Genomic DNA, 23,210 nt, shown 5'->3' on the forward strand with positions numbered 1-23,210 from the left:
GGTCAGTTATTGGTCGCTTAAACTTTTCACACTGTTAACATCCTCAACTTGCAGCATTTTGAGTCCGCTATACAATCCGGTGCCTTCCATATCCCCCTTCTGTCGGATTCATTTTATGAACTCAATTATTGGTATCGTAGCCATACTATTCCTAGCATGGCTACTTTCTACAAATAGAAAAAATATAAAGCTGAGAACAGTGTCGTTTGCGTTTGCTTTGCAGGTACTGTTTGCGTTGTTGGTTTTATATGTACCAGCAGGACGAGATGCGCTGAATTCAGTGAGCAGTGTTGTGTCGAATTTGATCAACTATGGTCAAGAGGGCATTGCGTTTTTATTCGGTAATTTGGCGACAGGGGGCTTCACCTTTGCGATCAATGTTCTGGGTATCATCGTTTTCTTCTCCTCTCTTATCTCAGGTCTTTATCACATTGGTGTGATGCCAAAAATCATTAACTTTATCGGTGGTGGTATTCAAAAGCTGCTAGGTATCGGTCGTGCTGAGTCTTTGTCTGCTACGGCGAATATCTTTGTTGGCACCATTGAAGCACCATTAATGGTAAAGCCTTACCTAAAACACATGACTGACTCGCAGTTCTTTGCAGTTATGACAGGTGGTTTAGCGTCAGTTGCTGGCGGAACGTTGGTTGGTTACGCATCACTGGGTGTCGATCTCAACTATCTTATTGCTGCTGCATTTATGTCAGCACCTGCCGGCTTGTTGATGGCAAAAATTTTAATGCCAGAAGATACGGATAAAGCAGCAGATATCGACATTAGCCAAGTTGAAATTCCACGTGCAACCAACGTAGTAGAAGCATTAGCCGATGGTGCCATGGCGGGTGTACGCATTGCTGTATCGGTCGGTGGTACGTTACTGGCGTTTATTAGTGTCATTGCAATGCTAAACGGCATGTTAGGCTGGATAGGTGATCTGATTGGGACATCATTAAGTTTTGAGCTCATCCTAGGTTTTGTGTTTGCGCCAGTCGCTTGGTTGTTGGGTATACCATGGCAAGAAGCAACCACAGCAGGCTCGCTGATTGGTAACAAGATTGTGGTGAATGAGTTCGTCGCTTTCATCCAGCTTGCAGAAGTGAAGTCTCAACTTAGTGAACACTCACAAGCAATCGTGACGTTTGCTTTGTGTGGCTTTGCAAATATCTCAAGCATGGCGATGCTGATTGGTGGGTTGGGCTCTTTGGTACCAGAAAAGCGTGCATTTGTTTCTAAGCATGGTTTCCGTGCGATTATCGCTGGTGTCATGGCGAACTTAATGAGCGCTTCTATTGCGGGCGTGATTTTAAGTCTGTAATTGAAATAGATATCAACAATTAGCAAAAAGGCTCCTTGCGGAGCCTTTTTCGTATCTGAAATTTACGTTATTTGTCTGTGTGGAACTGTTCGCAAGCGAGCATCGTGTTCTCAATTAAACTTGCGACGGTCATTGGGCCAACGCCACCAGGAACAGGAGTAATAAAGCTCGCACTTTCACGTGCTTTGTCGTATTCCACGTCGCCAACTAGTTTGCCTGAATCAAGACGGTTAATACCGACATCGACCACCACTGCGCCTTTTTTAATCCACTCACCAGGGATGAAGTTAGGCTTACCAACCGCAACCACGACAACGTCAGCTTGACGCACATGACTCTCTAGGTCTTTGGTAAAACGGTGACATGTTGTTGTTGTGCAGCCCGCAAGCAGCAGCTCAAGTGTCATTGGACGACCAACAATGTTTGATGCGCCAACCACAACCGCATGTTTACCACGTAGCTCAATGTTGTAACGGTCGAGTAGGGTAATGATGCCCTTTGGCGTGCAAGAGCGAAGCTTTGGAATACGTTGCGCAAGACGGCCAACGTTATAAGGGTGGAAGCCATCCACGTCCTTCTCTGGGTGAATGCGCTCTAAAACATGTGTTGTGTCTATGCCCGCAGGAAGGGGTAATTGCACTAGAATGCCGTCAATTTCATCATCGTTGTTTAATTCATCAATCAGAGCTAGTAACTCTTCTTCTGAGCTAGACGCAGGAAGGTCAAAAGACTTAGAAACAAACCCAACTTCTTCACATGCACGGCGTTTGCTACCGACATAAACCTGAGAAGCAGGATCTTCACCAACTAGAACCACTGCTAAACCAGGAGCACGTAGCCCAGCTTCAACACGTGCTTTAACACGTGCAGCCACTTCGGATCGAACAGTTTGGGAAATGAGAGTTCCGTCTATATTTTGAGCAGTCATGACTTTCCTTATAAATTAAGAAGGCAGATTATCTGCGGCGCATTGTCGCAGAATTTCTTATCAACATCCATACGCAAACGTTTGCTTTGTGGTGTTTTTGAACATTAAGCGTTTTAATGGACTTTTTTTAGGCATTCAGATCAGAATGTTATGAAAACCCGTTGATTTACCCGTTTGAACTCGTATAATCCTGTCCCTGTAGCGCGCCCTTAGCTCAGCTGGATAGAGCACGTCCCTTCTAAGGATGTGGTCATTGGTTCGAATCCAATAGGGCGTGCCATTTATTCAAAAGCCTCGATAACTCTTTGAGTTGTCGGGGCTTTGTCGTTTTTAGGTTTTTGGCTGTAATTGCCACTCTATCTACAACTTTTGAATGGCATTCTAGCCATTGCAATTTCTAGCAATCTGGATAGCCACCAACAAAAAAGCGCTGGTTAACCAGCGCTTTTGCATTTACTAAGGGCATTACACCTTTTTAAAGATGATGGAGGTGTTGATGCCGCCAAAGGCGAAGTTGTTACTCATCAAATATTTCACGTCCAGTTCTCGGCCTTGTCCGGCGATGTAGTCTAAATCGCCACATTGCTCGTCGAGGTTTTCTAGGTTGAGCGTTGGGTTGAACCAGCCTGTGTGCATCATTTCTAAACCTAGCCACGCTTCAATTGCGCCACACGCGCCTAGTGTGTGGCCAAAGTAGCTCTTGAGTGAACTGATTGGCACTTTGCCCAGAGCATTCGCTGTTGCGTTGCTTTCTGCAATATCACCGCGGTCGGTGGCAGTGCCGTGAGCAGATACATAGTCGATCTTCTCCGCAGGAATGCCCGCGTTTTGCAAAGCCATTTCCATACAGATTTGCATGGTTTCCATCTGTGGTTGAGTGACGTGTGCGGCATCACAGTTGCTGGCAAAACCGATGATTTCTGCATAGATTTTCGCGCCACGAGCGACGGCGTGTTCGTACTCTTCCAGAACTAGCGTTCCCGCACCTTCACCAATCACCAAACCATCGCGATCGGAGTCATAAGGTCTTGGTGTGCTTTTCGGGTCTTCATTCTTCAGACTGGTGGCAAAAAGGGTATCGAAGACAGCGGATTCCGTTGGGCACAATTCTTCAGCGCCACCAGCAACCATTACCGTTTGGTAGCCATGTTTGATCGCTTCGTAGGCGTAGCCGATTGCTTGGCTGCCAGAGGTACATGCACTGCTGGTTGGGATCACTCGGCCTTTCAAACCGAAAAATAGACCAACGTTCACTGCTGTGGTATGCGGCATCATCTGCACGTAAGTCGTTGCGGTGATCGCTTTGGTGGTTTTCTCATTCAGCATGACACCAAATGCACCGATTGCATCAGTACTGCCTGTTGATGAGCCGTATGCGATACCCGTTTGACCATTGGTGAGTACGTCGTTACCAATCAAACCTGCTTGGCTCAGTGCGTTTTCTGTTGCGACGGTCGCCAATTTGGAAACACGCCCCATGCCGCGTACTTGCTTGCGCTTGTAGTGCTTTGGCAGTTCAAAATCTAAAATTGGTGCCGCGAGCTTGGTGTTCAAACCATCATACTGTTCGTAAGAAGGCATGTATTGCGTCGCGTTCTGGCAGTCACGCAGTTTTGGTTCGACAGATTGCCAATCGTTACCAAACGCAGTCACGCCTGACATTCCGGTTACAACAACTCGATGGCTCATACTAGGCCTCCGTTTACCGAAATGACTTGGCGAGTTACATAGCCTGCGATGTCAGACATAAGGTAACTGACTAAACCAGCAACTTCTTCTGGCTCTCCCATGCGGCGCAAAGGAATTTGCGGCATCGCGTGTTCTTTCACGTGTTCGTCTACCATGCCTGTGTCGATAAGCCCTGGAGCAACGCAGTTGACGGTGATTTTGCGTTTTGCCAGTTCAAGCGCGAGTGATTTTGTTGCACCAATTACGCCCGCTTTCGCTGCGCTGTAGTTAGTTTGACCACGATTCCCCATTAGGCCAGAGATTGATGCAAGCGTAACAATTCGGCCGCCTTTGCGCTTTTGCACCATTGGCATAACACAAGGGTGAAGAACGTTGTAGAAGCTATCTAAGTTGGTATGAATCACACCATCCCATTCTTCTTCGGTCATCGCAGGGAAAGCGGTATCTTTTGTGATGCCAGCGTTGTTTACGACGCCATAGTAAGCGCCGTGTTCGGCGATATCGGCTTCTAGCTTCTCACGACAATCTGCACGGTCACTGATGTCGAATTGGATAAGACGACCGCTACCACCATGCTGTTCGATGGTGTTTAGGGTGTCTTGCGCGCCTTGTTGATCGCCCATGTAATGGACAATGACTTGGAAACCATCTTTGGCTAATTGAACGGCAATGGCTTTGCCGATGCCTTTGCTGGCACCTGTAACGAGGACTTGTCGGGTCATTGTTGACTCCTGATTTTCATTTCTTGTAATTTTTCTTCTGATGGAACGTAAACGTTCAATTGGCAAGTCGCTACAACAGTTCCTTGTAGCTCAATACGGGCTGAAAAAACCGCCATACCGTTATCTTCCATAACTTTTTCAGCATACACATCGAGCACCTGTCCGCGAGAAAACGTATCGCATTCAGACGTGTATCGACGGCTACCAAGCAAAAAGCCAATCGGTGGCGCTTGTTCTTTCATTAATGCGTGGTAACCAGACCACGCCGCGACAGATTGCGCCATAAACTCAATGCCAACGTAAGCTGGCACGGTTTGAGAGGTCGAGTCGAAGAACGGGTTGTGTTCTGCGATATCAACCTGGCAGTGAATCGTATCTTGTTGAACATCCAAAGCACGATCAACCAAGATCATTGGTTTGTCGTGTGGCAAAAGTTGTTCGATGGGAGGAAGTTTAGTCATGAGCGTAACCAAAAATAAGACTAATGTTATTGCCACCAAAAGCAAAAGAGTTGCTGAGAATCGCTTTGTTACCCAGTTTGGTTGGCGTCTCAACTAACGATATATGGATATCGTCTGCTTTGGTTTCGCAGTGTTGTATTGGCAAATCAAGGTTGTACTTGAGAATATGCCAAGCAATCGCGGCTTCCGTAGCACTTGCTGCGCCTAATGTGTGTCCGGTAAGTGGCTTTGTCGAGCTTACGGGAACGGAGTCTCCAAAGCAGCGATGAATGGCTTTGCTTTCCATCGCATCGTTTAACGGCGTTGCTGTGCCATGTGCGTTGATGTAACCAATGTCTTGCGCTGTAAGTCCTGCATTGGCCAACGCTTTTTTCATCGCTTCTTCTGCGCCTAACCCTTCTGGATGTGGTGCGGAAATATGGTGTGCGTCTGAGCTGTCGCCAGCTCCGAGAAGAGCAACGGGCGCAGGTGTTTTGCTTAGCAACATTAATGCTGCTGCTTCACCGATATTGATGCCGTTGCGATGTTGGTCAAACGGCTTACAAAGGGTATCGGATAGAGCTTCTAAACCGTTAAAGCCGTTTAGTGTTAGGCGACAAATGGTATCCACACCACCCACAATGACCGCATCAACAATGCCAGAGCGAATCAGGCGTTGCGCGGTTAAAAAAACACGACCACTAGAAGAGCAGGCGGTTGAAACTGAGTAATGTGGGCCGCTCAAATCAAAGTAGGCGGCAATAAAATCGCTGCAGTTGCCAAGCTCTTGTTTGGTGTAATGGTAGTCGGCAGGAAAATTACCCTTTGCCAGCTTTTCACCAAATGCGATTTCGCCATCTGAAATGCCAGATGTGCTGGTGCCGATCACGACTGCGATACGGTCACGACCATATTTAGCAATGGCGTCACGCACGTCGCCTTCGATTTGCTGCAAAGCCGAAAGTGCGAGGCGGTTGTTTCTCGTATCAAACTGGCTGAGTACGGGTGGTAATTGCGGTAACGCCTGTGCGATTCGACCGATTACTGTTTGGCGGCCTGAATTTAAAATATCTTGGTCAACCACCATGTTGGATGGCTTCGCTCCTGATAAACACTGGTGGATGAGCGCATCATCTTGTCCCATGGCAGAGTGAAAGCCACAGGCCTGAATATACAAAGGTTGAGAAGAGCGAATAGGCATATTGTTATTCTAAATTGTTCTTAATTAATCTGATGTTGCAGTGTTTGAATAGAAATTGAAAACTGATGCTTGAGGTGGTGAAAATCAATCTTACCATCTAACTTGTTAGAAGAGCTGTATTGAATCTCAATGATCTTTTCACCGTCGCTATCAAAGATGGCGCGAGAATTATTTTTATCAATAATTCGCCACCTTACCTCATTTAACGATCCTTCCCAAGCGGAACTCGGCCAGAGCGTGATCATCAGGTTAAATAATACCTGTTCTGGCTGCGGTAGCGAACCTTGTAAACCGTTGAGCACTTCGGTTTGAATTTGTTCTCCATCGTAAGACAGTGAGAGTACTCTTGTCCCCCAGGATGAGAAGCCTGCCAGCACCACTTCGTTGTTGGTCACTTGCAGTTGTACCGGAAGTTGCTCAGATGTGGTTTTACCATCTATTGCCCAAGAAGCCGTAATTAACTGACTGGCAGACAACTGATAGCCCAAGCTTGCGGGAGTGGGTAAGCTAACTTGGGTGTGCTCGTCAATGTCGACCTGAGGCGTCGATTGGTGAGGTACCAAGCTGCATGCACTTAATAACAGACTCAGTGTGATGAACGTCGCGTAGCGAAAGGCGTGATTGAAAATCATGACGTCGTTTCCTCTGTTTTAATTGCAATCGGAGAGAGCAGCCAAGCGACCAAAATACCACTTAATACCGTAATGCCGAAACTGTGAATCGCGTGAGTTTGGCTGAGTGACAGCAACCCAAATGACAACACAGTGGTCATTGCCGAAAGGGTGATCGCCAATAGTGTACTCACACTGCGGGCTTTCTCGGCAAAGAACAGAGTGTAATCGATCCCGATACCAAGAATGAGCACCAAGCCAAGCAAGTTGAACAGGTTTAATGTTGTTCCCATCGCGACAGCAGTTGCCAGACCGCAGGCGCAAGCAATCAATGATGGCAGTAAAACTCGCCAACTGTGTTGCAGACCGTACCGCTTGATTAATACCAGAAAGATCAAAGCACCGGCGGCTGCCAATAGCTCCATGATTTTGATTCGGTATTCACCAAATAGGGCGGATATTTCTTCAGCTTTGTTTAAGTAGACAACATCAGACTGTGATTTGGCAAATGCCTTAACAACAGCGGAGTCTTGCAATTGGTTTAACACCACAACCGTTGCTGATTTTTCTTTAATTTTACCCAAATGAAGAAAACGTACAGGCGCTGATACCGGGTTTTGCAAGTACTGTTCAACCGTAACAGGGATAAAGTCGGCGTCCATTTTGGGCTTTTTACTTAAGCCCAGCCCGGAAGCAAGTGGGCTGGATTGTGTCGCGTAAAGATCGCGAATCAATTGATAGTCTTGTTGCTGACGTTCCACTGAGCTCAAGTAGCGGCTCAGACTCTGGTAGCTTTCGATGGTGCTGTCCGCTTTCCACGCTTCTAAAGTTGGCGTCAAAGACTCCAGCTTTTTCATTAGGTTTTCGTCATCGTCGGCGGTAACGACCAACATTTGCTGTGAAGATTGCATGCCACTGAGCGTCGTAATCAAGGTTTCTTGTTGCTTGAGATCCTTCGGCATCGTTTGCAGCAGACGAATGTCGTCATCGTAGTTCAATTGCAGCAAGAAAAAGCCACTCGCAACCACACATAACATCGGTAATCCGACTTTAATTCGAGGTTGATTCCAAAGCGTTAACCATTTCGCCAACAGTGATTGTCCCGGTAAATTCGAAATGGAGCGCGATGGGTTACGAGCCAGTACCGGATACCAAGCCACCACGGTGATGTAAGCGGTAATCAGACCAATGGATGAAAACAGCGCAAGCTGCTGCAAACCAGGAAACGGTGCCACTAACATGCCCAAATAGCCGATCAAACTGGTGATTAAGCCAAGTGTGATCGCTATGAAAATATGCTTTAACCCTTGCTCGCTATCCCATTCATTTCCCGCCGCAAGGCGTTCGGTTAGGTAGTGGAATGCGTAGTCGATAGACACGCCGATTAAACTTGCGCCAAACACTAAGCTGAACAGATGGACTTTTCCAAAAATCCACGTCGTAACGGACAACGCAACGAGCAAACCAATGGTGATGGAAAGCAGTGCCAGAGACAGTGGCATCACACTACGAAAGACCAACACGAACAATGCAATGATACCGAGCAGAGAGAACACACCGATGGTACTGATCTCCGATTTGGCACTTTGCGTACCAAAGTCGGCGTAAAATAGAACGCCAGTATGTGCGACTTCAGCGCCATATTTCTGAGCGACGCTTTGTTCTAGCGCTTGAATATCAGGGACTGCAAGCTGCCCAGTTAGGCTATAAGGCGAGTCTTTTAGCTCAGCAGTAATAAGCAAGTATTGAGCACCGTCTTTTTCGACGGATAGATAGCCGTTATCCAACCGGAAAGAGGAAGATTGCTGGGTAACTTGGCTTAAATAATCACGAAATAACAAGAAAGGGTCATTTTGTAACTCTTGCCCGGTCACTCCAGAAAACGGGTTGTACAGAGACTGAATTACATGCTGCACTTGCTGCTCTGGATTTTTGCTTAAACGCTCTCGTTGTTCAGGCGTCAGCAATTGGAAACGGTGCTTAAAGTAGTAACTCGCCCAAGCTTGCTGTTCTTGAGGTGAGATTTTTCCTACCACATCGCGAAAATGATTACTTTGGCGTAACCCCTTATCAAATTCAGCGGCCGCTGCAAAAAGGGCATTTTTGTCCGGCGCTGTGATCACGAAAATGACTTTGTCGCTCATACTTGCCGAGACCGACTCAAAGGCTTGCTCAGCCACCGGGTTTTGTTGGTTCTTCGGCAGCAGTTTTAAAATGTTGGTCTCAATCGGAGATTCTGCACTCCAAACCCATTGTTTGAGTAGCAACGCGCCCGCTAAAACAACGAGATTGAGCCAAACCAGAGCAAAGGTATGAGTGCCGAGACTGAGTTTAGAAACGGAATTGAGCGTCTTCGGCATCCGTGAGTTCCTGAGGTAGAGAGGTCTGGTTTGTAAACGTGATTTCGGTCTTATCGCCACGCAGCTCTTGTAGGGTTAGGCGATCAATGTGCGTTTTACCGGAAAGAGTGATGGATTGAAACACCGCATTTAATGGCGACTGTTTTGGCACTAAAACGAGCTGCCATTGATTGTTCTCAACTGAAAAATCGAGTGTGAATTGTTCTTGCAGTGCAGAAGTATCCCCGTGGAACACGGATAAAAACACATGGCTAAAGTAGAACGCCATTGGGTTTTCTTGTGCAGAGATCGTTTTCGGAGCTTGGTCGGCAAAAGTCTGACGAAGTTTGTTTTCCGTCAATACCAAATTGACTGCGAAAGGTTCAGTTTGTTGCCACAACAAGCCATGTGTTTTGCTCAGTGTGAACTGACCTTTAGAGGTTAAAGGTTGACTAAACATTTCCAGATGACGCTGCTGCGTAAAATCTCCGCGTACGATTTCATGCTGAGACAACTGCTGTTGAAGCGATGCCAAATCCGTTACGTTTGCGGTCGGTGTGGCCAGTGCTGGAACAGAAAATATCAACAAAAAAGAGAGTAACCACTTTTGCATTAGTTCAGGCTCCCATGGTTGTGCCATTGCTCTACTTTATCTAAAAAGACTGCTGGAGACACAAAGCACATCTCTTGCTTTTCAATGGATACGGCGACTTGCGTTGTATGCGCTTTGCACATACGTTGATTCGTTTCGGCGTCGTAAATCACGTAATCCACACGCAAGCGGTTTTCCCACTCAGTGAGTTGCGCGGTAATACGAATGGTGTGATTAAACGGAATCGCCTTGACGTATTTAACGCGCGTGTCGATGATCGGCCACATGTACCCAGAGTCTTGCATATCGCGATAGCTGTATTGGATCTTCTCCATCAGCACACGACGCGCTTCTTCAAAATATCGAAAGAAGTTGCCGTGATAAATCACGCCCATCGGGTCAGCATCTTGAAAAGAGGTGACCATAGTCACCTCCGCTTCTAATGGGTAGAGAACCTGCTCTTGCATTATACCTCCACGTAGAGTGGCCAATGACGTTGCTGAATGCGTTCAATGAAATGACGCAAATCTTGTTCCAATGGGCGATCTTCAATCACAAATTCAAACTCGCTCAGTACGGCGTCACGAATTACTCGCAAACTCTGACTCATGTGGTGTTCGTCCAATTCGTTATGACGGCGACGAATCTCAACCGCTTGAACGCTTGCTAGGAGTGAAGCCGCAGCAACTTGCTCTGTTAACTCAAGTACGCGTAAGCAATCACGAGCCGCAATGGTGCCCATGCTCACTTTGTCTTGGTTGTGACACTCGGTTGAGCGAGAAAAAACGCTCGCTGGCATGGTGTTTTTCAACGCTTCTGCCGTCCAAGCTGAGATACCAATCTGAACCGCTTTAAAGCCGTGGTTGATCGGTTTACGCTCGCCTTCTGCACCGGTTAAGTTAAACGGCAGGCCGTTATTGAACTTGTAATCCATCAGTTGCGCCATCTGACGGTCCAGCAAATCAGCTAAGTTGGCAATGTTCACTTTCAACGTATCCATCGCCATTGCGATATGACCACCGTAGAAGTGACCGCCGTGCAGAACGCGCTCGTTGTCGCCATCGATAATTGGATTGTCGTTGGCACTATTTAGTTCATTCTCAATCAATTGACGTAGCCAAGGCAGTGAGTCTTGCACCATGCCAATTACGTGTGGTGCACAACGCAGCGAGTAGCGATCTTGCAGTCGGTCGCTATTGCGTGGCGGACGCTCAGCATTGAGATCATCACGCAGCCAAGCCGCAACTTGCTGTTGACCAGGGTGAGGTTTTACCGCAAACAACGCTTCATCAAAGTGGAAATCGTTACCTTGCATACCCACAGAGACCATTGCGGTAATCTTGGTGCACAGCTGCGCTAGGTATTCTGCGCGTTTGTAGGCAAGACAGGCGAGGGCCGTCATCACGGATGTACCGTTCATTAACGCCAAACCTTCTTTTGGTTTTAGGCGAATTGGCTCAATGCCCAGCTCTGCAAACACTTCTTGTGTTGGTCGCACATCACCTTTGTAAAGCACTTCACGCTCGCCAATCAAGGTCGCCGCTAGGTACGACAGAGGCGTTAAATCGCCACTTGCGCCCACCGAGCCCTCTTGTGGAATACGCGGCGCAATGTCGTGGTTGATAAGCGTAACGATTTGGTTCAACAGATCGTGAGACACGCCAGATACGCCTTGCGACAATGAACATAAACGTGTTGCCAACACCGCACGAGCTTGCTCATGAGAAAGGATTTGACCTAAGCCACAACCATGGAAGCGTGTAAGGTGCAACGGAAGTTCATCCACAAGAGCGGGTGGAATCGCCACAGTACATGAATCGCCGTAACCCGTGGTCACGCCGTAAATAACGCCTTCTTCCTTCAGTAATCGTTCCAGAAACGCCACGCCACGATCAATTTTCGCGGTAAATTCTGGCGAGGTGTTCATGTGTGCCTTTGCACCTTGAGCAATGGCAACGACATCTTCGATGGTTAAAGATTGGGCACCAAAAGTGATGTTGTGATTATTGTTGTTTGTCATGTGGCTGATTACTTAAAGTCCAGAAGTTAAAAAAGTTGTACCACTGTAACGGCGCTTGCAGTGTGTGGTGTTCTAATCTTTGTGCGTACTGTTGAACAACGCGTTCTAGTGCCTGCTGACGCTCCTTGCGTGGTAGCGTGACTTGGTCACTAAAGTGTTCAAAGTACACATTAAAATGCGGAGTGTTCGCTTCATCGTCGCGTAGGCCGAAGAGTAAGTAAACCGGCGCTTTTAATACCGAGGCTAGCATGAATGGGCCTTGCGGGAATGGTGCAGGTTTACCAAGAAAATCTGCCCAAACGACACGATTTTCTTTGCTGGTGGAAGTGCGATCGCCAACGATCACCACCCATTCGCCTTGCTCGATTTTTTGTTGAAGCAGAATCGCGGTGTCTGGTCCCATTGAGCTGACTTGAATCAGATTCAGTTCCGAATTTGGGTTTACCGCCTTCATTACCGCATTAAATTGTTCAGCGTGTTGGGTAAATACCAAGGCATTGATTTTGACATGAGAGTGTCGACGACCAAGCGCACGGCAGAGTTCGATATTGCCAAGGTGCGAGCCTAAAATGAGCACGCCTTGTTTTTTCTGCGCCATCTCTTCGAAATGATGCTGGCCGTGAATGGTTAGGTTATCGACGTTAAAGTCACCTTGCCATGCTGCCAGTTTGTCGAGCATGGTTCGCCCAAAAGAAAGCAGATGATGATAGCTGTCCAACTGTTTTGGTAGTGCGATGCTCTGCTGCGTTGCGTAGTACTGCAAGTTTTGCAGGTAAATCTCAGACGCTTCACGGGCAGATTTACCCGTGAAGTGGTAGTAGCGCATGACTAATTTTAAAATCAGGTCAAACGCTTTTCTGCCGAACAAGCGGTAAACCGCGAGTAAGGTTTTGATGCCTAAAATCGTGCCTTGTTCTTTTCGTTTCGACCAGTGGGCATTACTGTCATCTGTGTTTTGGCGCTTTCTGGCGAGTAGCGAAGGAATGCGCGGCAACATGCCAAAAAATAGGCGAGTGTGCATCCAGCTTATCTTGACGTTATCCCACAATGCGTCGAAGTGGGAAATGCCACCTTCAGGGTAGATCACGCGCGTTGGAACAAAATCAATGTCGACGCCTTCCCAGTACATTCGCACTAGAATTTCGATATCAAAATCCATGCGTTTGCCGATACTGTACTTGTTCAACACGGCGACCGTTTTCGCCACTGGGTAGGCGCGAAAACCGCACATGCTGTCTTTGATAGACAGTGACAAGGTTTCTATCCACACCCACACGTGCGTAGCGTAGCGACCATACAAACGGGATTTAGGTACGCTCTCGTCGTATATCGGTTGGCCCGAAATCAGGTTATCTGGTTTTGTTTCGCTGGCGCTGAGCAATTTCGGCAATGCTTCTAGGTCGTGTTGACCGTCTGCGTCGATTTGAATGGCGTGCGTAAAACCAAGTTGGTGAGCTTGATGTAGGCCTGCCATCACAGCGCCACCTTTGCCTTGGTTTTCTCTCAAACTAATCAGTTTTATCAGTCCTTGCTTGCTCAAAGCAGAAAGCGCTTGTTTGGTGTCTTCATTGCTGCCGTCGTCAACGGCCAGCACTGGCAAAGCGAAAGAGGATAACGACGCAACCACGTCTGCAATTGTGCTGCCGTGGTTGTAGCAAGGAATTAAAAAGCAGGGGCGATAATCACTCACGTGACTCACCCAGTTTCATTTTTCCTGACGAGTGAGTCACCAAGGTTTCACCGTTTGTCGATGTGTACTTAAAGGTCAATTTCTCGCGCTCATTGTCCCAAGATAGTGAGAGGCAAACGTCGGCGTTTGGCAGAATCGGCTCTTGAAATTTGATGACTTCCATTCCTTTAAATACCTTGGGAGTATTCAAATATTGAACGGCGTAGAACAGCGCCCAATCAATTTGAGTGACGCCGGGTAAAAGAGGGAAGTGATTGAAATGACCTTGGAAATCTAAGGTGTCAGCATCCACTCGCAGCGACAGCTCCGCGGTATGGTCACTCACTTCAATATTCTGAATAGTTGGTTTTCTTTTTTCCATGTTACTAGCTTTATTGGAATAGTTTTTCAATTTCAGCAACTTGGCGTTTGCCTTGGCTGTTCAATGGAATTTCGTCGACCACTCGGAATTTTCTCGGGATAGCGATCGGTTCTAGCCAATTGCGCAGTGCCTTGCGAAGCTCAAGCCAAAATTTGCCTTTACCAAGTTCATTAAGCACATCGCTGCCTTGATCGTTAAGTACGATGATCGAGACTAACGTGAGGCGACCAGATTCTTCCATTGGGATCACCACGCTTTCTTGAACCCACGGCAATTGCTCTAAACGTTTTTCCACTTCGACAAGGGAAATACGCTTTTCTTCGACTTTGACGATTCGGTCAGTGCGTCCACGCAATTCAAAAGAAATACTATCATGGAAATAGCATTCATCCGCAGTTTGGTACCAAGTGTTTTCATCAATGTGTGGCGAGCGGAGCTTTAAACAATTTTCATGGTTAAGCTCGGCTTCAATACCAGGGAATAACGTCCAGGGAGTACTGGCTTCGTGCTGCTGACGGTAAGCGATGCCGCCGGTTTCTGTGCTGCCAAAAACTTCAATAGGAAGTGACCCAAACAACAACTGGCTGTGCTGCGCGGCTTGGTTTGGCAAGGGACCACCAGAAGAAAATACGCACCGAATCGCAACCGGATTGTGCTCTTCACTGAGTCGTTTTAGTAACGCAGGGCTGCTTACTAGCGTGGTGTCAGCATCAGCGTGATGGACAATTTGCTCTGGGAACTCAAGGTCGTGTGCTGAAAATGGACGTGCGGAGCACAAAGGCCACAATACGCGGAACAGCAAGCCGTAAATGTGTTGATGAGAAACGGTGCTTTCAACGCGTGTGCTGGCAACCGTGTCGCCCCACAGGTTATCTAGAATAGCAACTTCGATATCGAGCTGTTTCAGCGTTTTTGCAATGGCTTTTGGTGTGCCGCTTGAACCCGAAGTAAATAGCGTTACTGGTATTTCTGCCAGGTTTAATTCACGCCAAAAATAAGGTTGTTTGGCCTCTGGCTCGCTAATCACGGTGGTTTCTAGCAATGATTGAGCTTCGATCAAAAGCGAGCTCACGAGTTCTGGAGCCGAGACATCGGCATCATGCAGCAACAAATCGTAGTGCTCACTGAGCTCTTTGAGTGCTTCTGGTTGGTAATTACCAGGTAATACAATGGATTTTCCTGCATAACAACAAGCAAAAAAGCCAACGGCAAACAGGTAGCTGTTGCCAAAACACAACGCAATGTTTTGCGTTGGTTGGGTTTCTAGCTGTTGAGTAAGTGTTGCGACGTGCTGTTGGAAATCACCCCACGTGATAACCGTATCGCGATCGTAAGAGACTGGGGATTGCTCAGACCTCTCCGCGATGAACAAGGTCGCTAGGGAGGTAAAGCTCGAATACGTTGTATTCATACGATTAGTGTTCCTTTCGAACAAATTGACGCACGATCCATTCTCCAGCGAACAAGCCACCAGCAAGTAAGTAGCTGATGAGGCCGTTATAAAGCGTCCATATTTTTACTGGTAGGAAACAGGTATAGAGTGCAACGGCAGCGTTGAGCGTAAAAAAGGTGCACCAAACCATCGTCACTTTGCGAGTGTAAGCCACGCCACTAGCCGGAAGGTCGGGTTCTTGCAAGCGAGCAAGCCTCTCTATGATCGATTGCGGCTGTTTTAAGCTCAGTCCAAATACACACAGCATACATACATTGACAACGACAGGGTAAAACTGAAGCCACCCATGTTGTTTAAACACCATGCCAAGCGTAATTAGAACAATGCCAACAGCGCCCGTAACGAGCGCCAAGAACTTAAACTCTTTTAGTGGGGTCTTATTTGCGACGAAAACACGCAAAAGTAACGCAGCAATTAACAAGCCCCCAACTAAGTTCAAGCCAAATTTATCTATACCGAAATAGACGGCGAAGGGGTAGGCAAACAGTACAATTGCAGACAGACCAGTCAGCAATTGGCGCATTAACTTTCCTTCAATAACTCAGTGACAGCGTTAACCACATCGTCAACGGTTCTTACTGCACTAAACTCTGCTGGCTTGATTTTTTTGCCAGTGACATTCTGTAGGTGTACGACCAAATCAACGGCGTCAATGCTATCAAGATCGAGATCTTGGTATAAGTGCGCATCTGATTGAATGTCGGCTGCATCAATTTCGAACAGCTCAACAAGCGCATCTTTAACTTGTTTAAATACTTGATCTTTATTTACATCAGTCATGAATATACCTACAACTTATTCATTAGTTTGAGAAGAAACGTATTTCGCTAGATTTGCTACAGACGCAAAGTGTTCGCGCGTATTTGAGTCGTCGGCATCAATAACGATGTTGTATTGTTTTTTTATTGCGAGTCCAAGCTCAAGCGCGTCGATAGAATCTAAGCCAAGTCCATCACCAAAAAGTGGTGCATCCGTTTCAATATCATCTACGGTTAAATCTTCAAGGTTTAAAGCATCAATAATAAGTTGCTTAATGTCGTTGTGTAACTGTTCCACTGGGACCTGCTTATTAATAAAAGTTTTCTGGAAAAATGTTTTCAGCTAGGTGCTGTTGTAAGCGTCGCGCCGCTATTGTCGGCGACGTAGTTTGCTTTATAAAGGGGGTAATCTCAACTTTATCCTTAACTTCAACCCTGAAAAAGGGCTTTGTTGCCGGTACTTGATACCATTTTTTCTCTTTTGTGAGGAAACTTGGCGTTACCGTAATATGGACAACTCTTAAATCTCGTTCTGTTCTTACCGCAATTTGTGCTGCACCGCGTTGTAATTTCGGCTCTACACCTGGTGTTGTTCTTGTTCCTTCAGGAAATATAAGCAACACGTTGCCTTTGTTAAATCGTTCATCACAAAGTGCTAATAAATCATCCGGTGCTTCATTGGGAATATATCCGGCTGCTTTTACGATGTGCTTCATAAAAGGATTCGACCATATTGCCGATTTTACTAAACAGTCGCAGCGATTTAATTGTGAAGCAATGAGAACGTAATCGATTAAACTAGGGTGGTTGGCAACAATTAAACAATTACGATCTTGTTGAAGAATATCGGCACCAATAATTTGATAATCGATTGCGCCACTCAACTTCATCAATTTACAAAATGTGTTGAATGAATATCGAATCGCACCCTGAACTTTATATTCGCGTTCCGTTTGGTCTGAAACAAAAATACGAATGGTCGGAATAACAATGAAACTCAGTACTAAACCACCTAACCCAAATACTGAAAAACAAAAGCCTGTTGCTAGCACACGCCAATACTGATTTAAGCGAGTCATTTTTTGTGCCATTCCCAAGCTTGTTGCGGAGCGAAAATAGTCCACTGGCTTTTATCTAACAAGTATTGTTGCAAAAATACTAAACCTTGAGGAAGAGGATGACCGGAACGTTCTGCGTTTATGGAGCTTTGTATCGCGAACTTGTCTCCATGAGAAAGTATTAAGCCAAGTCCAAACCCTTGGTATTGTTGGTTTTCATATTCTAAATAAGAGTCAGGCATAGGCTCATCAAAATCAACAAGCAGTACTTTTTTGTCAGGATTGTCGGACAAAAACAGCCATGCTTCTAATATTGCGCTTTGGAATGTGTTTTCTGCCGCAGCGATAGAAGTTAGGGGAATGGGTTGTTTAGTTGCGATAGTGGCAAGCCCTGCGGCGGTATTGTGCACCGATTGAGAAAAAGCCATCGGAGACGCCTCTTCTCCATTAATTATATCTTCAACTAGTGCGACGCTGCGATGCAGTTCACCATGACGGCTTGAAAATACAAGGTAATCAACTTGATGTTGATTAAGCATTTCGATTGCAGTTTGTACCGCCAGTTTACTGAGTGGGCTCATTCTTCTGCGCATCATCGCAGGAATATTTGCAACATTGATTTTGCCATCTTCTGGCCATTTTATCTCTGTTGCCCATTGTTTCCATTCATTGGATTCGGATAAACCGAATGAATTCGCTGTCCACGCATCAATATTGAACGAAATGTTGATCTTCGAGTTTGGCATATTGGGTTAAATTGTTTATTTTACAGCTCGATACAAATTGGGGTTGACCCAAATTCACAATAAAAAGGAAATTATCATGTCGCGTTTTAAGCTGTATGTCTCGTTATTATTAACTTTGCTTCTTGTTGGTTGTGGACGAGTACAACCTGTAATGAATGTGGAGGATACTCCAGTTGCTTATGATCTTCAAAATAAACAAGTAAAAATGGCCATAGTGCAATCAGCAACTAACCGAGGCTGGACGATCGAAGAAGTAAGCCCTGGTGTTCTTATTGCAAAAATCCACGTTCGTAAACACTCTGCAGAAGTAAAAATCCCATACAATAATAAATATTACTCAATTATTTATCTCAACTCAGTAAATCTCAAAGCAAGTGATGGCAAAATCCACCGCAATTACAATCGTTGGGTAAACAACTTGAATGTTGATATTCAGCGAGCTATTGCATTGTTGGGCAATCAATCTCAACAATAAAACTATTAATTGCAGTTAGGTTTTTCCGTGTTAAATCAAAATAATGACCCTTTTAATGCTTTTGAAGCGAAGACAGAAGCTCAGAAGTTATCTTTTGCACCAATCGTGTTCCAGACCGCCAAAACGCTTCGAGATTTAGGTATTTTAGCCGTTTTAGACAGCGCTGGCGCTCAAGGCATGAGTGCCACAGATATTGCCGAGAAAACGGGAGTATCAGAATATGGTGTTAAAGTACTGTTGGATATGGCGATTAGTGCGCATATTGTTTTATGGGAACGACCTAACTATTCGCTTGCAAACCTTGGTTTTTACCTTCTTCATGATGGTATGACGAATGCAAACATGGATTTTACGGCAGATGTTTGTTACGCCGCGATGATGCATTTGACGGAAGCAATTCAAGAAGGTAAACCGTCAGGTTTGAAAGAGTTGGGCAATTGGGAGACCATTTATCAAGGTCTATCGACGTTACCAGAACAAGCCAAACAGAGCTGGTTTAAGTTCGATCATTTCTATTCGGATCGCTCGTTCCCACTTCTGCTTAAAGAAGTATTTGCAAGCAAGCCAAAGCATCTTGTGGATATTGGCGGAAATACGGGAAAATGGGCGATTCAGTGTTGTAAACATGACCCTGACGTTCAAGTGACGATTGTTGATTTACCACAGCAATTAGAAGTAGCGATGAAGAATGTTTCAGAAAACCAGTTCGTCGAGCGTGTACGTCCATACCCTGCAAACATGCTGGATAAAGCACAAACATTGCCTGGACACGCTGACGTATGGTGGATGAGCCAGTTCTTGGATTGCTTTTCCCCAATTGAGATCCTCAATATCCTTAAAAAAGTTAAAGCCCAGTTAACGAAGGGAGATACTATTTACGTATTGGAGCTGTTTTGGGATGCTCAAAAATACGCGGGAGCTTCCTATAGCCTTAATGCCACTTCTCTTTATTTTACCTGTTTAGCTAACGGTAATAGTCGCTTTTATCGCAGTGATGATTTCTTAGAAATTGTCGAAGCGGCAGGTTTATCTGTCGTTGAAAGAACCGACAATATTGGCCTTGGTCATACCTTATTAAAACTACAAGCAAACTAAATTCAGAATGAAAACAGAGCTCAAGCAAGTTGTTGTCGTAGGAGCGGGGCCATCAGGTTCAACCGTTTCTGCGTTATTAAAATCGCGTGGCATAGATGTTGTTGTCTTAGAAAAAGCGACTTTTCCACGCTTTTCCATAGGAGAAAGCCTGCTCCCTGCATGTATGGAAGTTGTTGAACAAGCAGGAATGACCAATGCAGTAAAGCAGTTTGGCTTCCAGTATAAAGATGGTGCTGCATTTCGTCGTAATGGCGTATACACCCAGTTCGACTTTACAAACAAATACACGCCAGGACCGGGCACGACGTTTCAGGTTCAACGTGCCAGCTTTGATAAAGTATTGGCAGATAGCGCTGAAGAGCAAGGCGTAGAGATTCGCTATCAGCATGAACTGCTCAATCTAGTGTTTGAAGGGAAAAAGTCTCGATTAGAAGTGCTCGACTCAAATAAGAAGGCTTATCAAATCGAAGCAGATTTTGTGTTGGATGCCAGTGGCTTTGGGCGTGTTTTGCCACGCTTGTTGGAGCTAGAAGAACCTTCTTGTCTTCCGCCTAGAAAAGCGATCTTTACCCATATCGAAGATCATATCTCTCCCCAAGAGCCGGAATACGATCGCAACAAAATTTTAATTTCAGTTCATCCTGAAAATCACGACGTATGGTACTGGCTAATCCCATTCTCTAATGGTACCTGTTCGTTTGGTGTGGTGGGTGAGCCAGAATTTTTCGAACAATACCCAGAAGATAAGATTGCAGCGTTGCAGCAGTTAGCCAATGAAGAGCCGGGTTTGGCTGCTTTATTGCGAAACGCGAATTACCCGAATCCAGCAGGCGAGTTGGGTGGCTATTCTGCTAACGTCAAACGTTTAGCGACAGAGCACTACGCGTTGCTTGGTAATGCTGGTGAGTTTCTTGATCCTGTATTTTCATCGGGTGTCACTATCGCCATGAAATCGGCAGAGTTTGCAGCGGACTGCTTGGTTCGTCAGCTGAATGGTGAAAAGGTTGATTGGCAAGAAGAGTACTCGCAACGCTTAATGGTGGGAGTGAACACATTCCGCACTTATGTGGAAGGCTGGTACAACGGCACGTTGCAAGATGTGATTTTCTATCAAAACCCGAACCCACGTATTAAACAGATGATTAGTGCGATTTTGGCTGGATATGCTTGGGATACGAATAATCCTTACGTTAAACAAAGTGAGCAGCGTTTGTCGACGCTTGCAGAACTGGTTCGGGAAGCTGAACTGTAAGAATATACATTCGCTTATCCGAGAATCAGTAAACTTAGGTCTTACCAAAAAATTGGTAAGACCTTTTTAATGCCTCTTTACTTTTACTTCTAGCGTGTTGGAGACACATTGACCACTTACATCGGCGTGTATCGAATTTGAGAATTTTTATGGTGACATTGATCACATCCAGGATTCCTGTTGCTGATATTTATATTAAATTTGTAGGAAATGGATTACATTCTGGGAGTGTTCCCTACATCCGGCTTCGTTGTGAAAACGGTTTATAAGCAACTGTATAAGTTAGTAAAGTTCCAAAAACTACATCAAAAAAAAGACAAGTTTCTTACCAAATCAATTCGCTTGGTGAGTTCGAGCCATCGACTACGCCAAACGCTTCCTCTACTTTCTAAAATTGTCGAAGAACATGACGCATCAACGGTCTCTTCGATTGCAGATCCCGAGAACGCGGTCGCGTGGGGAGGTAAAGTTTCTCCAGAGTTCAAATCTAAAGTCATTCGTATTAGTAAAGAGCTAAAGATCAATCCTAATCATCTTATGGCGTGCATGGCATTTGAAACTGCTGAAACTTTCAGTCCAAGCATCAAAAATGGTTCCGGAAGCGGGGCTACAGGGTTAATTCAATTTATGCCCTCTACCGCAGAATCATTAGGAGTGAACACAAAGACTCTTGCGAGAATGAGCGCGCTTGAACAACTTGACTATGTGAAAGCGTACTATTGGCCCTATCGAAATAAAATTAATAGCTTAGAAGATGCTTACATGGCCATTCTCTACCCTGCTGCGATTGGTAAACCGCTGTCTTTCGTTTTGTTCAGACAAGGCTCAATAGCCTATCGACAGAATGCAGGTATCGATCGCCACAACACGGGGAAAATCACGCTTAATGATGTTTCCTACAAAGTGAGGAAAAAATTAGAAAAAGGTTTGCAGCCCAATTTCATGGGCTAAGATTGTGTCATGTTCCTAGTTTTTCGCGCATGAATCCTTCTGTTACTTCACGGGGATTCTGATACACTACGCGCCCATTTCCTCTGTTGAGACCTTTCTATGCCATTTTCTAAGCTTGGTTTAAGCGCATCGATTGCTGATGCAGTAAAAGCGCTAGGTTATGAAAAACCCACTTCTATCCAACAAAAAGCCATTCCAATCGTATTGCGTGGCCGCAATTTAATTGCAGCAGCGCAAACGGGCACAGGTAAAACGGCCAGTTTTGTTCTGCCAATCTTAGAAAAGCTTAGTCGAGGCGAAACGCAACATAAAAAACGCGCTCGTGCGATTATCCTAACGCCAACACGCGAACTGGCGCTTCAGGTTCATCAAAGTATTGAAGCTTATGGTAAAAACTTACCATTACGCTCAATGGCGATGTTTGGTGGTGTGGATTATGCACCACAAAAACAAGCCTTGATCGAGGGTGTCGATATTGTGGTAAGCACGCCTGGGCGCTTGATTGATCTGTACGGTCAACGCGCGATTCACTTTGATGAAGTGGAAATGCTAGTGCTTGATGAAGCCGACAAAATGTTGGATATGGGATTCATCGATGCGATCGACAAAATCGTCGACTGTATGCCAGAACATGTGCAAAGTTTGCTGTTCTCAGCAACGTTATCTAACCCTGTTCGTGACTTGGCGAAAAATGCGATTATTGATCCTGAAGAGATCACGATTGCAAAGCACAGTGCCTCAAAATCAAATATTAAACAGTGGATCACGACCGTCGATAAAGACATGAAGTCGTCGCTGTTAAGTCACTTGCTTAAAGAAAATGACTGGTCGCAAGTACTGGTATTTATTGAAACTAAACACGGCGCAGCCAAACTGGTAAGCCAACTTGAGAAACGTGGCATTGTGGCAGAAGCATTCCACAGTGGCCGTAATCAGCGTGTTCGCCAGGAATTAATAGAAAAGTTTAAAGCGGGTGAAATCCAGTACTTAGTCGCAACCGGCGTTGCTGCGCGCGGTATTGATATTGATAATCTGCCAGTTGTCATCAACTACGATTTACCTTACCCAGCGGATGAGTATGTACATCGTATTGGTCGTACAGGTCGTGCTGGCGCGAAAGGTGAGGCGATATCACTGGTTTCAAAAGACGACTTTAAGAACCTCTGCATGATTGAAAGTCGTTTAGGGTACTTGCTAGAGCGAGTGGAAATTGAAGGTTTTGCGCCAAGAAAGCCAGTACCAATTTCAATTTTAAATTACGTGCCTAAGAATAAACGTAAACCGCGCGATAAGCGCGAATCAAAATAGCCAGTTTATCCCATGATCTAAAAGCCGCATTCTTGCGGCTTTTTGCGTTTTAAGGCATCCAATTATGTAGCCATCGCGACGGTTTCTATTCGGTAATGAGGAAAAAAGTTAATCAGTGTCATACGCTTAACACGTAAAGTGAATCAAGGTGCGTTAAGCTTTTGTCAATTATCTGTCCGCAGGTTTGCACAAGGTAAGGAATGGGC

At 45.7% G+C, this 23,210-nt stretch carries 24 protein-coding genes and 1 tRNA gene; 7 read left to right on the forward strand and 18 right to left on the reverse strand.

Annotated features, from left to right (window positions below; genetic code table 11):
• The first annotated feature begins 115 nt into the window (after positions 1-115).
• Positions 116-1,315: a NupC/NupG family nucleoside CNT transporter gene (locus tag R7F67_RS13350; RefSeq protein ID WP_318057213.1), complete on the forward strand. Its 1,200-nt coding sequence runs from the start codon at positions 116-118 to the stop codon at positions 1,313-1,315.
• 67 nt (positions 1,316-1,382) lie between these two features.
• On the opposite strand, the gene folD is transcribed toward R7F67_RS13350, so the two are convergent.
• A complete protein-coding gene (gene folD / locus R7F67_RS13355; protein ID WP_005382297.1) occupies positions 1,383-2,243 on the reverse strand; it encodes a bifunctional methylenetetrahydrofolate dehydrogenase/methenyltetrahydrofolate cyclohydrolase FolD in 861 nt (286 codons plus the stop codon).
• 203 nt (positions 2,244-2,446) lie between these two features.
• Between folD and R7F67_RS13360 the strand changes: the two genes are divergently transcribed.
• Positions 2,447-2,523 (forward strand) — tRNA-Arg (locus tag R7F67_RS13360).
• Between the two features lie 185 nt (positions 2,524-2,708).
• Here the strand turns inward: R7F67_RS13360 and R7F67_RS13365 are convergent.
• From R7F67_RS13365 to R7F67_RS13445, 17 genes are read right to left on the reverse strand one after another with little or no spacing between them, the layout of a single operon-like run.
• Positions 2,709-3,932, reverse strand: coding sequence for a beta-ketoacyl-ACP synthase (locus R7F67_RS13365; RefSeq protein WP_318057214.1), 1,224 nt, complete (start codon positions 3,930-3,932; stop codon positions 2,709-2,711).
• Positions 3,929-4,654 carry a 3-oxoacyl-ACP reductase FabG gene (gene fabG / locus R7F67_RS13370; RefSeq protein WP_206970922.1) on the reverse strand — a complete coding sequence of 242 codons (726 nt, stop codon included), beginning with the start codon at positions 4,652-4,654 and terminating at the stop codon, positions 3,929-3,931. The genes R7F67_RS13365 and fabG overlap by 4 nt, the downstream gene beginning before the upstream one ends.
• Entirely contained in the window at positions 4,651-5,115 is a 465-nt protein-coding gene (locus R7F67_RS13375; protein WP_005388322.1) for a hotdog family protein, read from the reverse strand. The genes fabG and R7F67_RS13375 overlap by 4 nt, the downstream gene beginning before the upstream one ends.
• Positions 5,108-6,295, reverse strand: coding sequence for a beta-ketoacyl-[acyl-carrier-protein] synthase family protein (locus R7F67_RS13380; RefSeq protein WP_085569956.1), 1,188 nt, complete (start codon positions 6,293-6,295; stop codon positions 5,108-5,110). Before R7F67_RS13380 ends, R7F67_RS13375 begins: the two co-directional genes overlap by 8 nt.
• Before the next feature lie 20 nt (positions 6,296-6,315).
• Positions 6,316-6,927, reverse strand: coding sequence for a DUF3261 domain-containing protein (locus R7F67_RS13385; RefSeq protein ID WP_318057215.1), 612 nt, complete (start codon positions 6,925-6,927; stop codon positions 6,316-6,318).
• Complete coding sequence (locus R7F67_RS13390) at positions 6,924-9,266, reverse strand: MMPL family transporter (protein ID WP_318057216.1); 2,343 nt, start codon at positions 9,264-9,266, stop codon at positions 6,924-6,926. Before R7F67_RS13390 ends, R7F67_RS13385 begins: the two co-directional genes overlap by 4 nt.
• Positions 9,238-9,858, reverse strand: a complete 621-nt coding sequence (locus tag R7F67_RS13395; RefSeq protein ID WP_025517803.1) for a LolA family protein — start codon at positions 9,856-9,858, stop codon at positions 9,238-9,240. The genes R7F67_RS13390 and R7F67_RS13395 overlap by 29 nt, the downstream gene beginning before the upstream one ends.
• The gene (locus R7F67_RS13400; RefSeq protein ID WP_005388315.1) at positions 9,858-10,304 is read right to left on the reverse strand and encodes an acyl-CoA thioesterase; all 447 of its coding nucleotides are present in this window, start codon (positions 10,302-10,304) and stop codon (positions 9,858-9,860) included. Before R7F67_RS13400 ends, R7F67_RS13395 begins: the two co-directional genes overlap by 1 nt.
• Positions 10,304-11,857: a histidine ammonia-lyase gene (hutH, locus tag R7F67_RS13405; RefSeq protein WP_258629367.1), complete on the reverse strand. Its 1,554-nt coding sequence runs from the start codon at positions 11,855-11,857 to the stop codon at positions 10,304-10,306. The genes R7F67_RS13400 and hutH overlap by 1 nt, the downstream gene beginning before the upstream one ends.
• Positions 11,841-13,547, reverse strand: a complete 1,707-nt coding sequence (locus tag R7F67_RS13410; protein ID WP_213965690.1) for a glycosyltransferase family 2 protein — start codon at positions 13,545-13,547, stop codon at positions 11,841-11,843. The genes hutH and R7F67_RS13410 overlap by 17 nt, the downstream gene beginning before the upstream one ends.
• Entirely contained in the window at positions 13,540-13,908 is a 369-nt protein-coding gene (locus R7F67_RS13415; RefSeq protein ID WP_318057217.1) for a 3-hydroxyacyl-ACP dehydratase, read from the reverse strand. The genes R7F67_RS13410 and R7F67_RS13415 overlap by 8 nt, the downstream gene beginning before the upstream one ends.
• A 10-nt stretch (positions 13,909-13,918) precedes the next feature.
• The gene (locus R7F67_RS13420; protein ID WP_053303278.1) at positions 13,919-15,319 is read right to left on the reverse strand and encodes an AMP-binding protein; all 1,401 of its coding nucleotides are present in this window, start codon (positions 15,317-15,319) and stop codon (positions 13,919-13,921) included.
• 4 nt (positions 15,320-15,323) lie between these two features.
• Positions 15,324-15,884, reverse strand: coding sequence for a hypothetical protein (locus tag R7F67_RS13425; protein ID WP_318057218.1), 561 nt, complete (start codon positions 15,882-15,884; stop codon positions 15,324-15,326).
• On the reverse strand, positions 15,884-16,141 hold the full coding sequence (locus R7F67_RS13430) for an acyl carrier protein (protein WP_053303277.1): 258 nt from the start codon (positions 16,139-16,141) through the stop codon (positions 15,884-15,886). The genes R7F67_RS13425 and R7F67_RS13430 overlap by 1 nt, the downstream gene beginning before the upstream one ends.
• 15 nt (positions 16,142-16,156) lie before the next feature.
• Positions 16,157-16,417 carry a phosphopantetheine-binding protein gene (locus tag R7F67_RS13435; protein WP_005382278.1) on the reverse strand — a complete coding sequence of 87 codons (261 nt, stop codon included), beginning with the start codon at positions 16,415-16,417 and terminating at the stop codon, positions 16,157-16,159.
• A 13-nt stretch (positions 16,418-16,430) separates the two neighbouring features.
• Positions 16,431-17,198 (reverse strand): lysophospholipid acyltransferase family protein, encoded by a 768-nt coding sequence (locus R7F67_RS13440; RefSeq protein WP_005388305.1) that lies wholly within the window; start codon positions 17,196-17,198, stop codon positions 16,431-16,433.
• The gene (locus R7F67_RS13445) at positions 17,195-17,923 is read right to left on the reverse strand and encodes a beta-ketoacyl synthase chain length factor (RefSeq protein WP_017819930.1); all 729 of its coding nucleotides are present in this window, start codon (positions 17,921-17,923) and stop codon (positions 17,195-17,197) included. Before R7F67_RS13445 ends, R7F67_RS13440 begins: the two co-directional genes overlap by 4 nt.
• 76 nt (positions 17,924-17,999) lie before the next feature.
• Here R7F67_RS13445 and R7F67_RS13450 point away from each other — a divergent pair, with 76 nt between their 5' ends.
• From R7F67_RS13450 to R7F67_RS13470, 5 genes are all read left to right on the forward strand, one after another.
• The gene (locus tag R7F67_RS13450; protein WP_005382272.1) at positions 18,000-18,398 is read left to right on the forward strand and encodes a hypothetical protein; all 399 of its coding nucleotides are present in this window, start codon (positions 18,000-18,002) and stop codon (positions 18,396-18,398) included.
• A gap of 27 nt (positions 18,399-18,425) precedes the next feature.
• On the forward strand, positions 18,426-19,493 hold the full coding sequence (locus tag R7F67_RS13455; RefSeq protein ID WP_017819929.1) for a class I SAM-dependent methyltransferase: 1,068 nt from the start codon (positions 18,426-18,428) through the stop codon (positions 19,491-19,493).
• 7 nt (positions 19,494-19,500) lie between these two features.
• Positions 19,501-20,745 carry an NAD(P)/FAD-dependent oxidoreductase gene (locus R7F67_RS13460; protein WP_005382268.1) on the forward strand — a complete coding sequence of 415 codons (1,245 nt, stop codon included), beginning with the start codon at positions 19,501-19,503 and terminating at the stop codon, positions 20,743-20,745.
• 210 nt (positions 20,746-20,955) lie between these two features.
• Positions 20,956-21,696, forward strand: a complete 741-nt coding sequence (locus R7F67_RS13465) for a transglycosylase SLT domain-containing protein (RefSeq protein ID WP_017819928.1) — start codon at positions 20,956-20,958, stop codon at positions 21,694-21,696.
• Between the two features lie 99 nt (positions 21,697-21,795).
• Positions 21,796-23,004 (forward strand): DEAD/DEAH box helicase, encoded by a 1,209-nt coding sequence (locus tag R7F67_RS13470; RefSeq protein WP_318057219.1) that lies wholly within the window; start codon positions 21,796-21,798, stop codon positions 23,002-23,004.
• The last annotated feature ends 206 nt before the right edge of the window (positions 23,005-23,210 follow it).

The sequence above is a fragment of the Vibrio sp. YT-17 genome, from assembly GCF_033337375.1.
Lineage (GTDB): Bacteria > Pseudomonadota > Gammaproteobacteria > Enterobacterales > Vibrionaceae > Vibrio > Vibrio alginolyticus.

What these genes read in the sequence shown, in the direction of transcription:
- R7F67_RS13350 (WP_318057213.1), top strand. Translation starts at nt 116, where the DNA reads ATGAACTCAATTATTGGTATCGTAGCCATACTATTCCTAGCATGGCTA.
- folD (WP_005382297.1), bottom strand. Translation starts at nt 2,243, where the DNA reads ATGACTGCTCAAAATATAGACGGAACTCTCATTTCCCAAACTGTTCGA.
- R7F67_RS13365 (WP_318057214.1), bottom strand. Translation starts at nt 3,932, where the DNA reads ATGAGCCATCGAGTTGTTGTAACCGGAATGTCAGGCGTGACTGCGTTT.
- fabG (WP_206970922.1), bottom strand. Translation starts at nt 4,654, where the DNA reads ATGACCCGACAAGTCCTCGTTACAGGTGCCAGCAAAGGCATCGGCAAA.
- R7F67_RS13375 (WP_005388322.1), bottom strand. Translation starts at nt 5,115, where the DNA reads ATGACTAAACTTCCTCCCATCGAACAACTTTTGCCACACGACAAACCA.
- R7F67_RS13380 (WP_085569956.1), bottom strand. Translation starts at nt 6,295, where the DNA reads ATGCCTATTCGCTCTTCTCAACCTTTGTATATTCAGGCCTGTGGCTTT.
- R7F67_RS13385 (WP_318057215.1), bottom strand. Translation starts at nt 6,927, where the DNA reads ATGATTTTCAATCACGCCTTTCGCTACGCGACGTTCATCACACTGAGT.
- R7F67_RS13390 (WP_318057216.1), bottom strand. Translation starts at nt 9,266, where the DNA reads ATGCCGAAGACGCTCAATTCCGTTTCTAAACTCAGTCTCGGCACTCAT.
- R7F67_RS13395 (WP_025517803.1), bottom strand. Translation starts at nt 9,858, where the DNA reads ATGCAAAAGTGGTTACTCTCTTTTTTGTTGATATTTTCTGTTCCAGCA.
- R7F67_RS13400 (WP_005388315.1), bottom strand. Translation starts at nt 10,304, where the DNA reads ATGCAAGAGCAGGTTCTCTACCCATTAGAAGCGGAGGTGACTATGGTC.
- hutH (WP_258629367.1), bottom strand. Translation starts at nt 11,857, where the DNA reads ATGACAAACAACAATAATCACAACATCACTTTTGGTGCCCAATCTTTA.
- R7F67_RS13415 (WP_318057217.1), bottom strand. Translation starts at nt 13,908, where the DNA reads ATGGAAAAAAGAAAACCAACTATTCAGAATATTGAAGTGAGTGACCAT.
- R7F67_RS13420 (WP_053303278.1), bottom strand. Translation starts at nt 15,319, where the DNA reads ATGAATACAACGTATTCGAGCTTTACCTCCCTAGCGACCTTGTTCATC.
- R7F67_RS13425 (WP_318057218.1), bottom strand. Translation starts at nt 15,884, where the DNA reads ATGCGCCAATTGCTGACTGGTCTGTCTGCAATTGTACTGTTTGCCTAC.
- R7F67_RS13430 (WP_053303277.1), bottom strand. Translation starts at nt 16,141, where the DNA reads ATGACTGATGTAAATAAAGATCAAGTATTTAAACAAGTTAAAGATGCG.
- R7F67_RS13440 (WP_005388305.1), bottom strand. Translation starts at nt 17,198, where the DNA reads ATGACTCGCTTAAATCAGTATTGGCGTGTGCTAGCAACAGGCTTTTGT.
- R7F67_RS13445 (WP_017819930.1), bottom strand. Translation starts at nt 17,923, where the DNA reads ATGCCAAACTCGAAGATCAACATTTCGTTCAATATTGATGCGTGGACA.
- R7F67_RS13450 (WP_005382272.1), top strand. Translation starts at nt 18,000, where the DNA reads ATGTCGCGTTTTAAGCTGTATGTCTCGTTATTATTAACTTTGCTTCTT.
- R7F67_RS13460 (WP_005382268.1), top strand. Translation starts at nt 19,501, where the DNA reads ATGAAAACAGAGCTCAAGCAAGTTGTTGTCGTAGGAGCGGGGCCATCA.
- R7F67_RS13465 (WP_017819928.1), top strand. Translation starts at nt 20,956, where the DNA reads ATGGATTACATTCTGGGAGTGTTCCCTACATCCGGCTTCGTTGTGAAA.
- R7F67_RS13470 (WP_318057219.1), top strand. Translation starts at nt 21,796, where the DNA reads ATGCCATTTTCTAAGCTTGGTTTAAGCGCATCGATTGCTGATGCAGTA.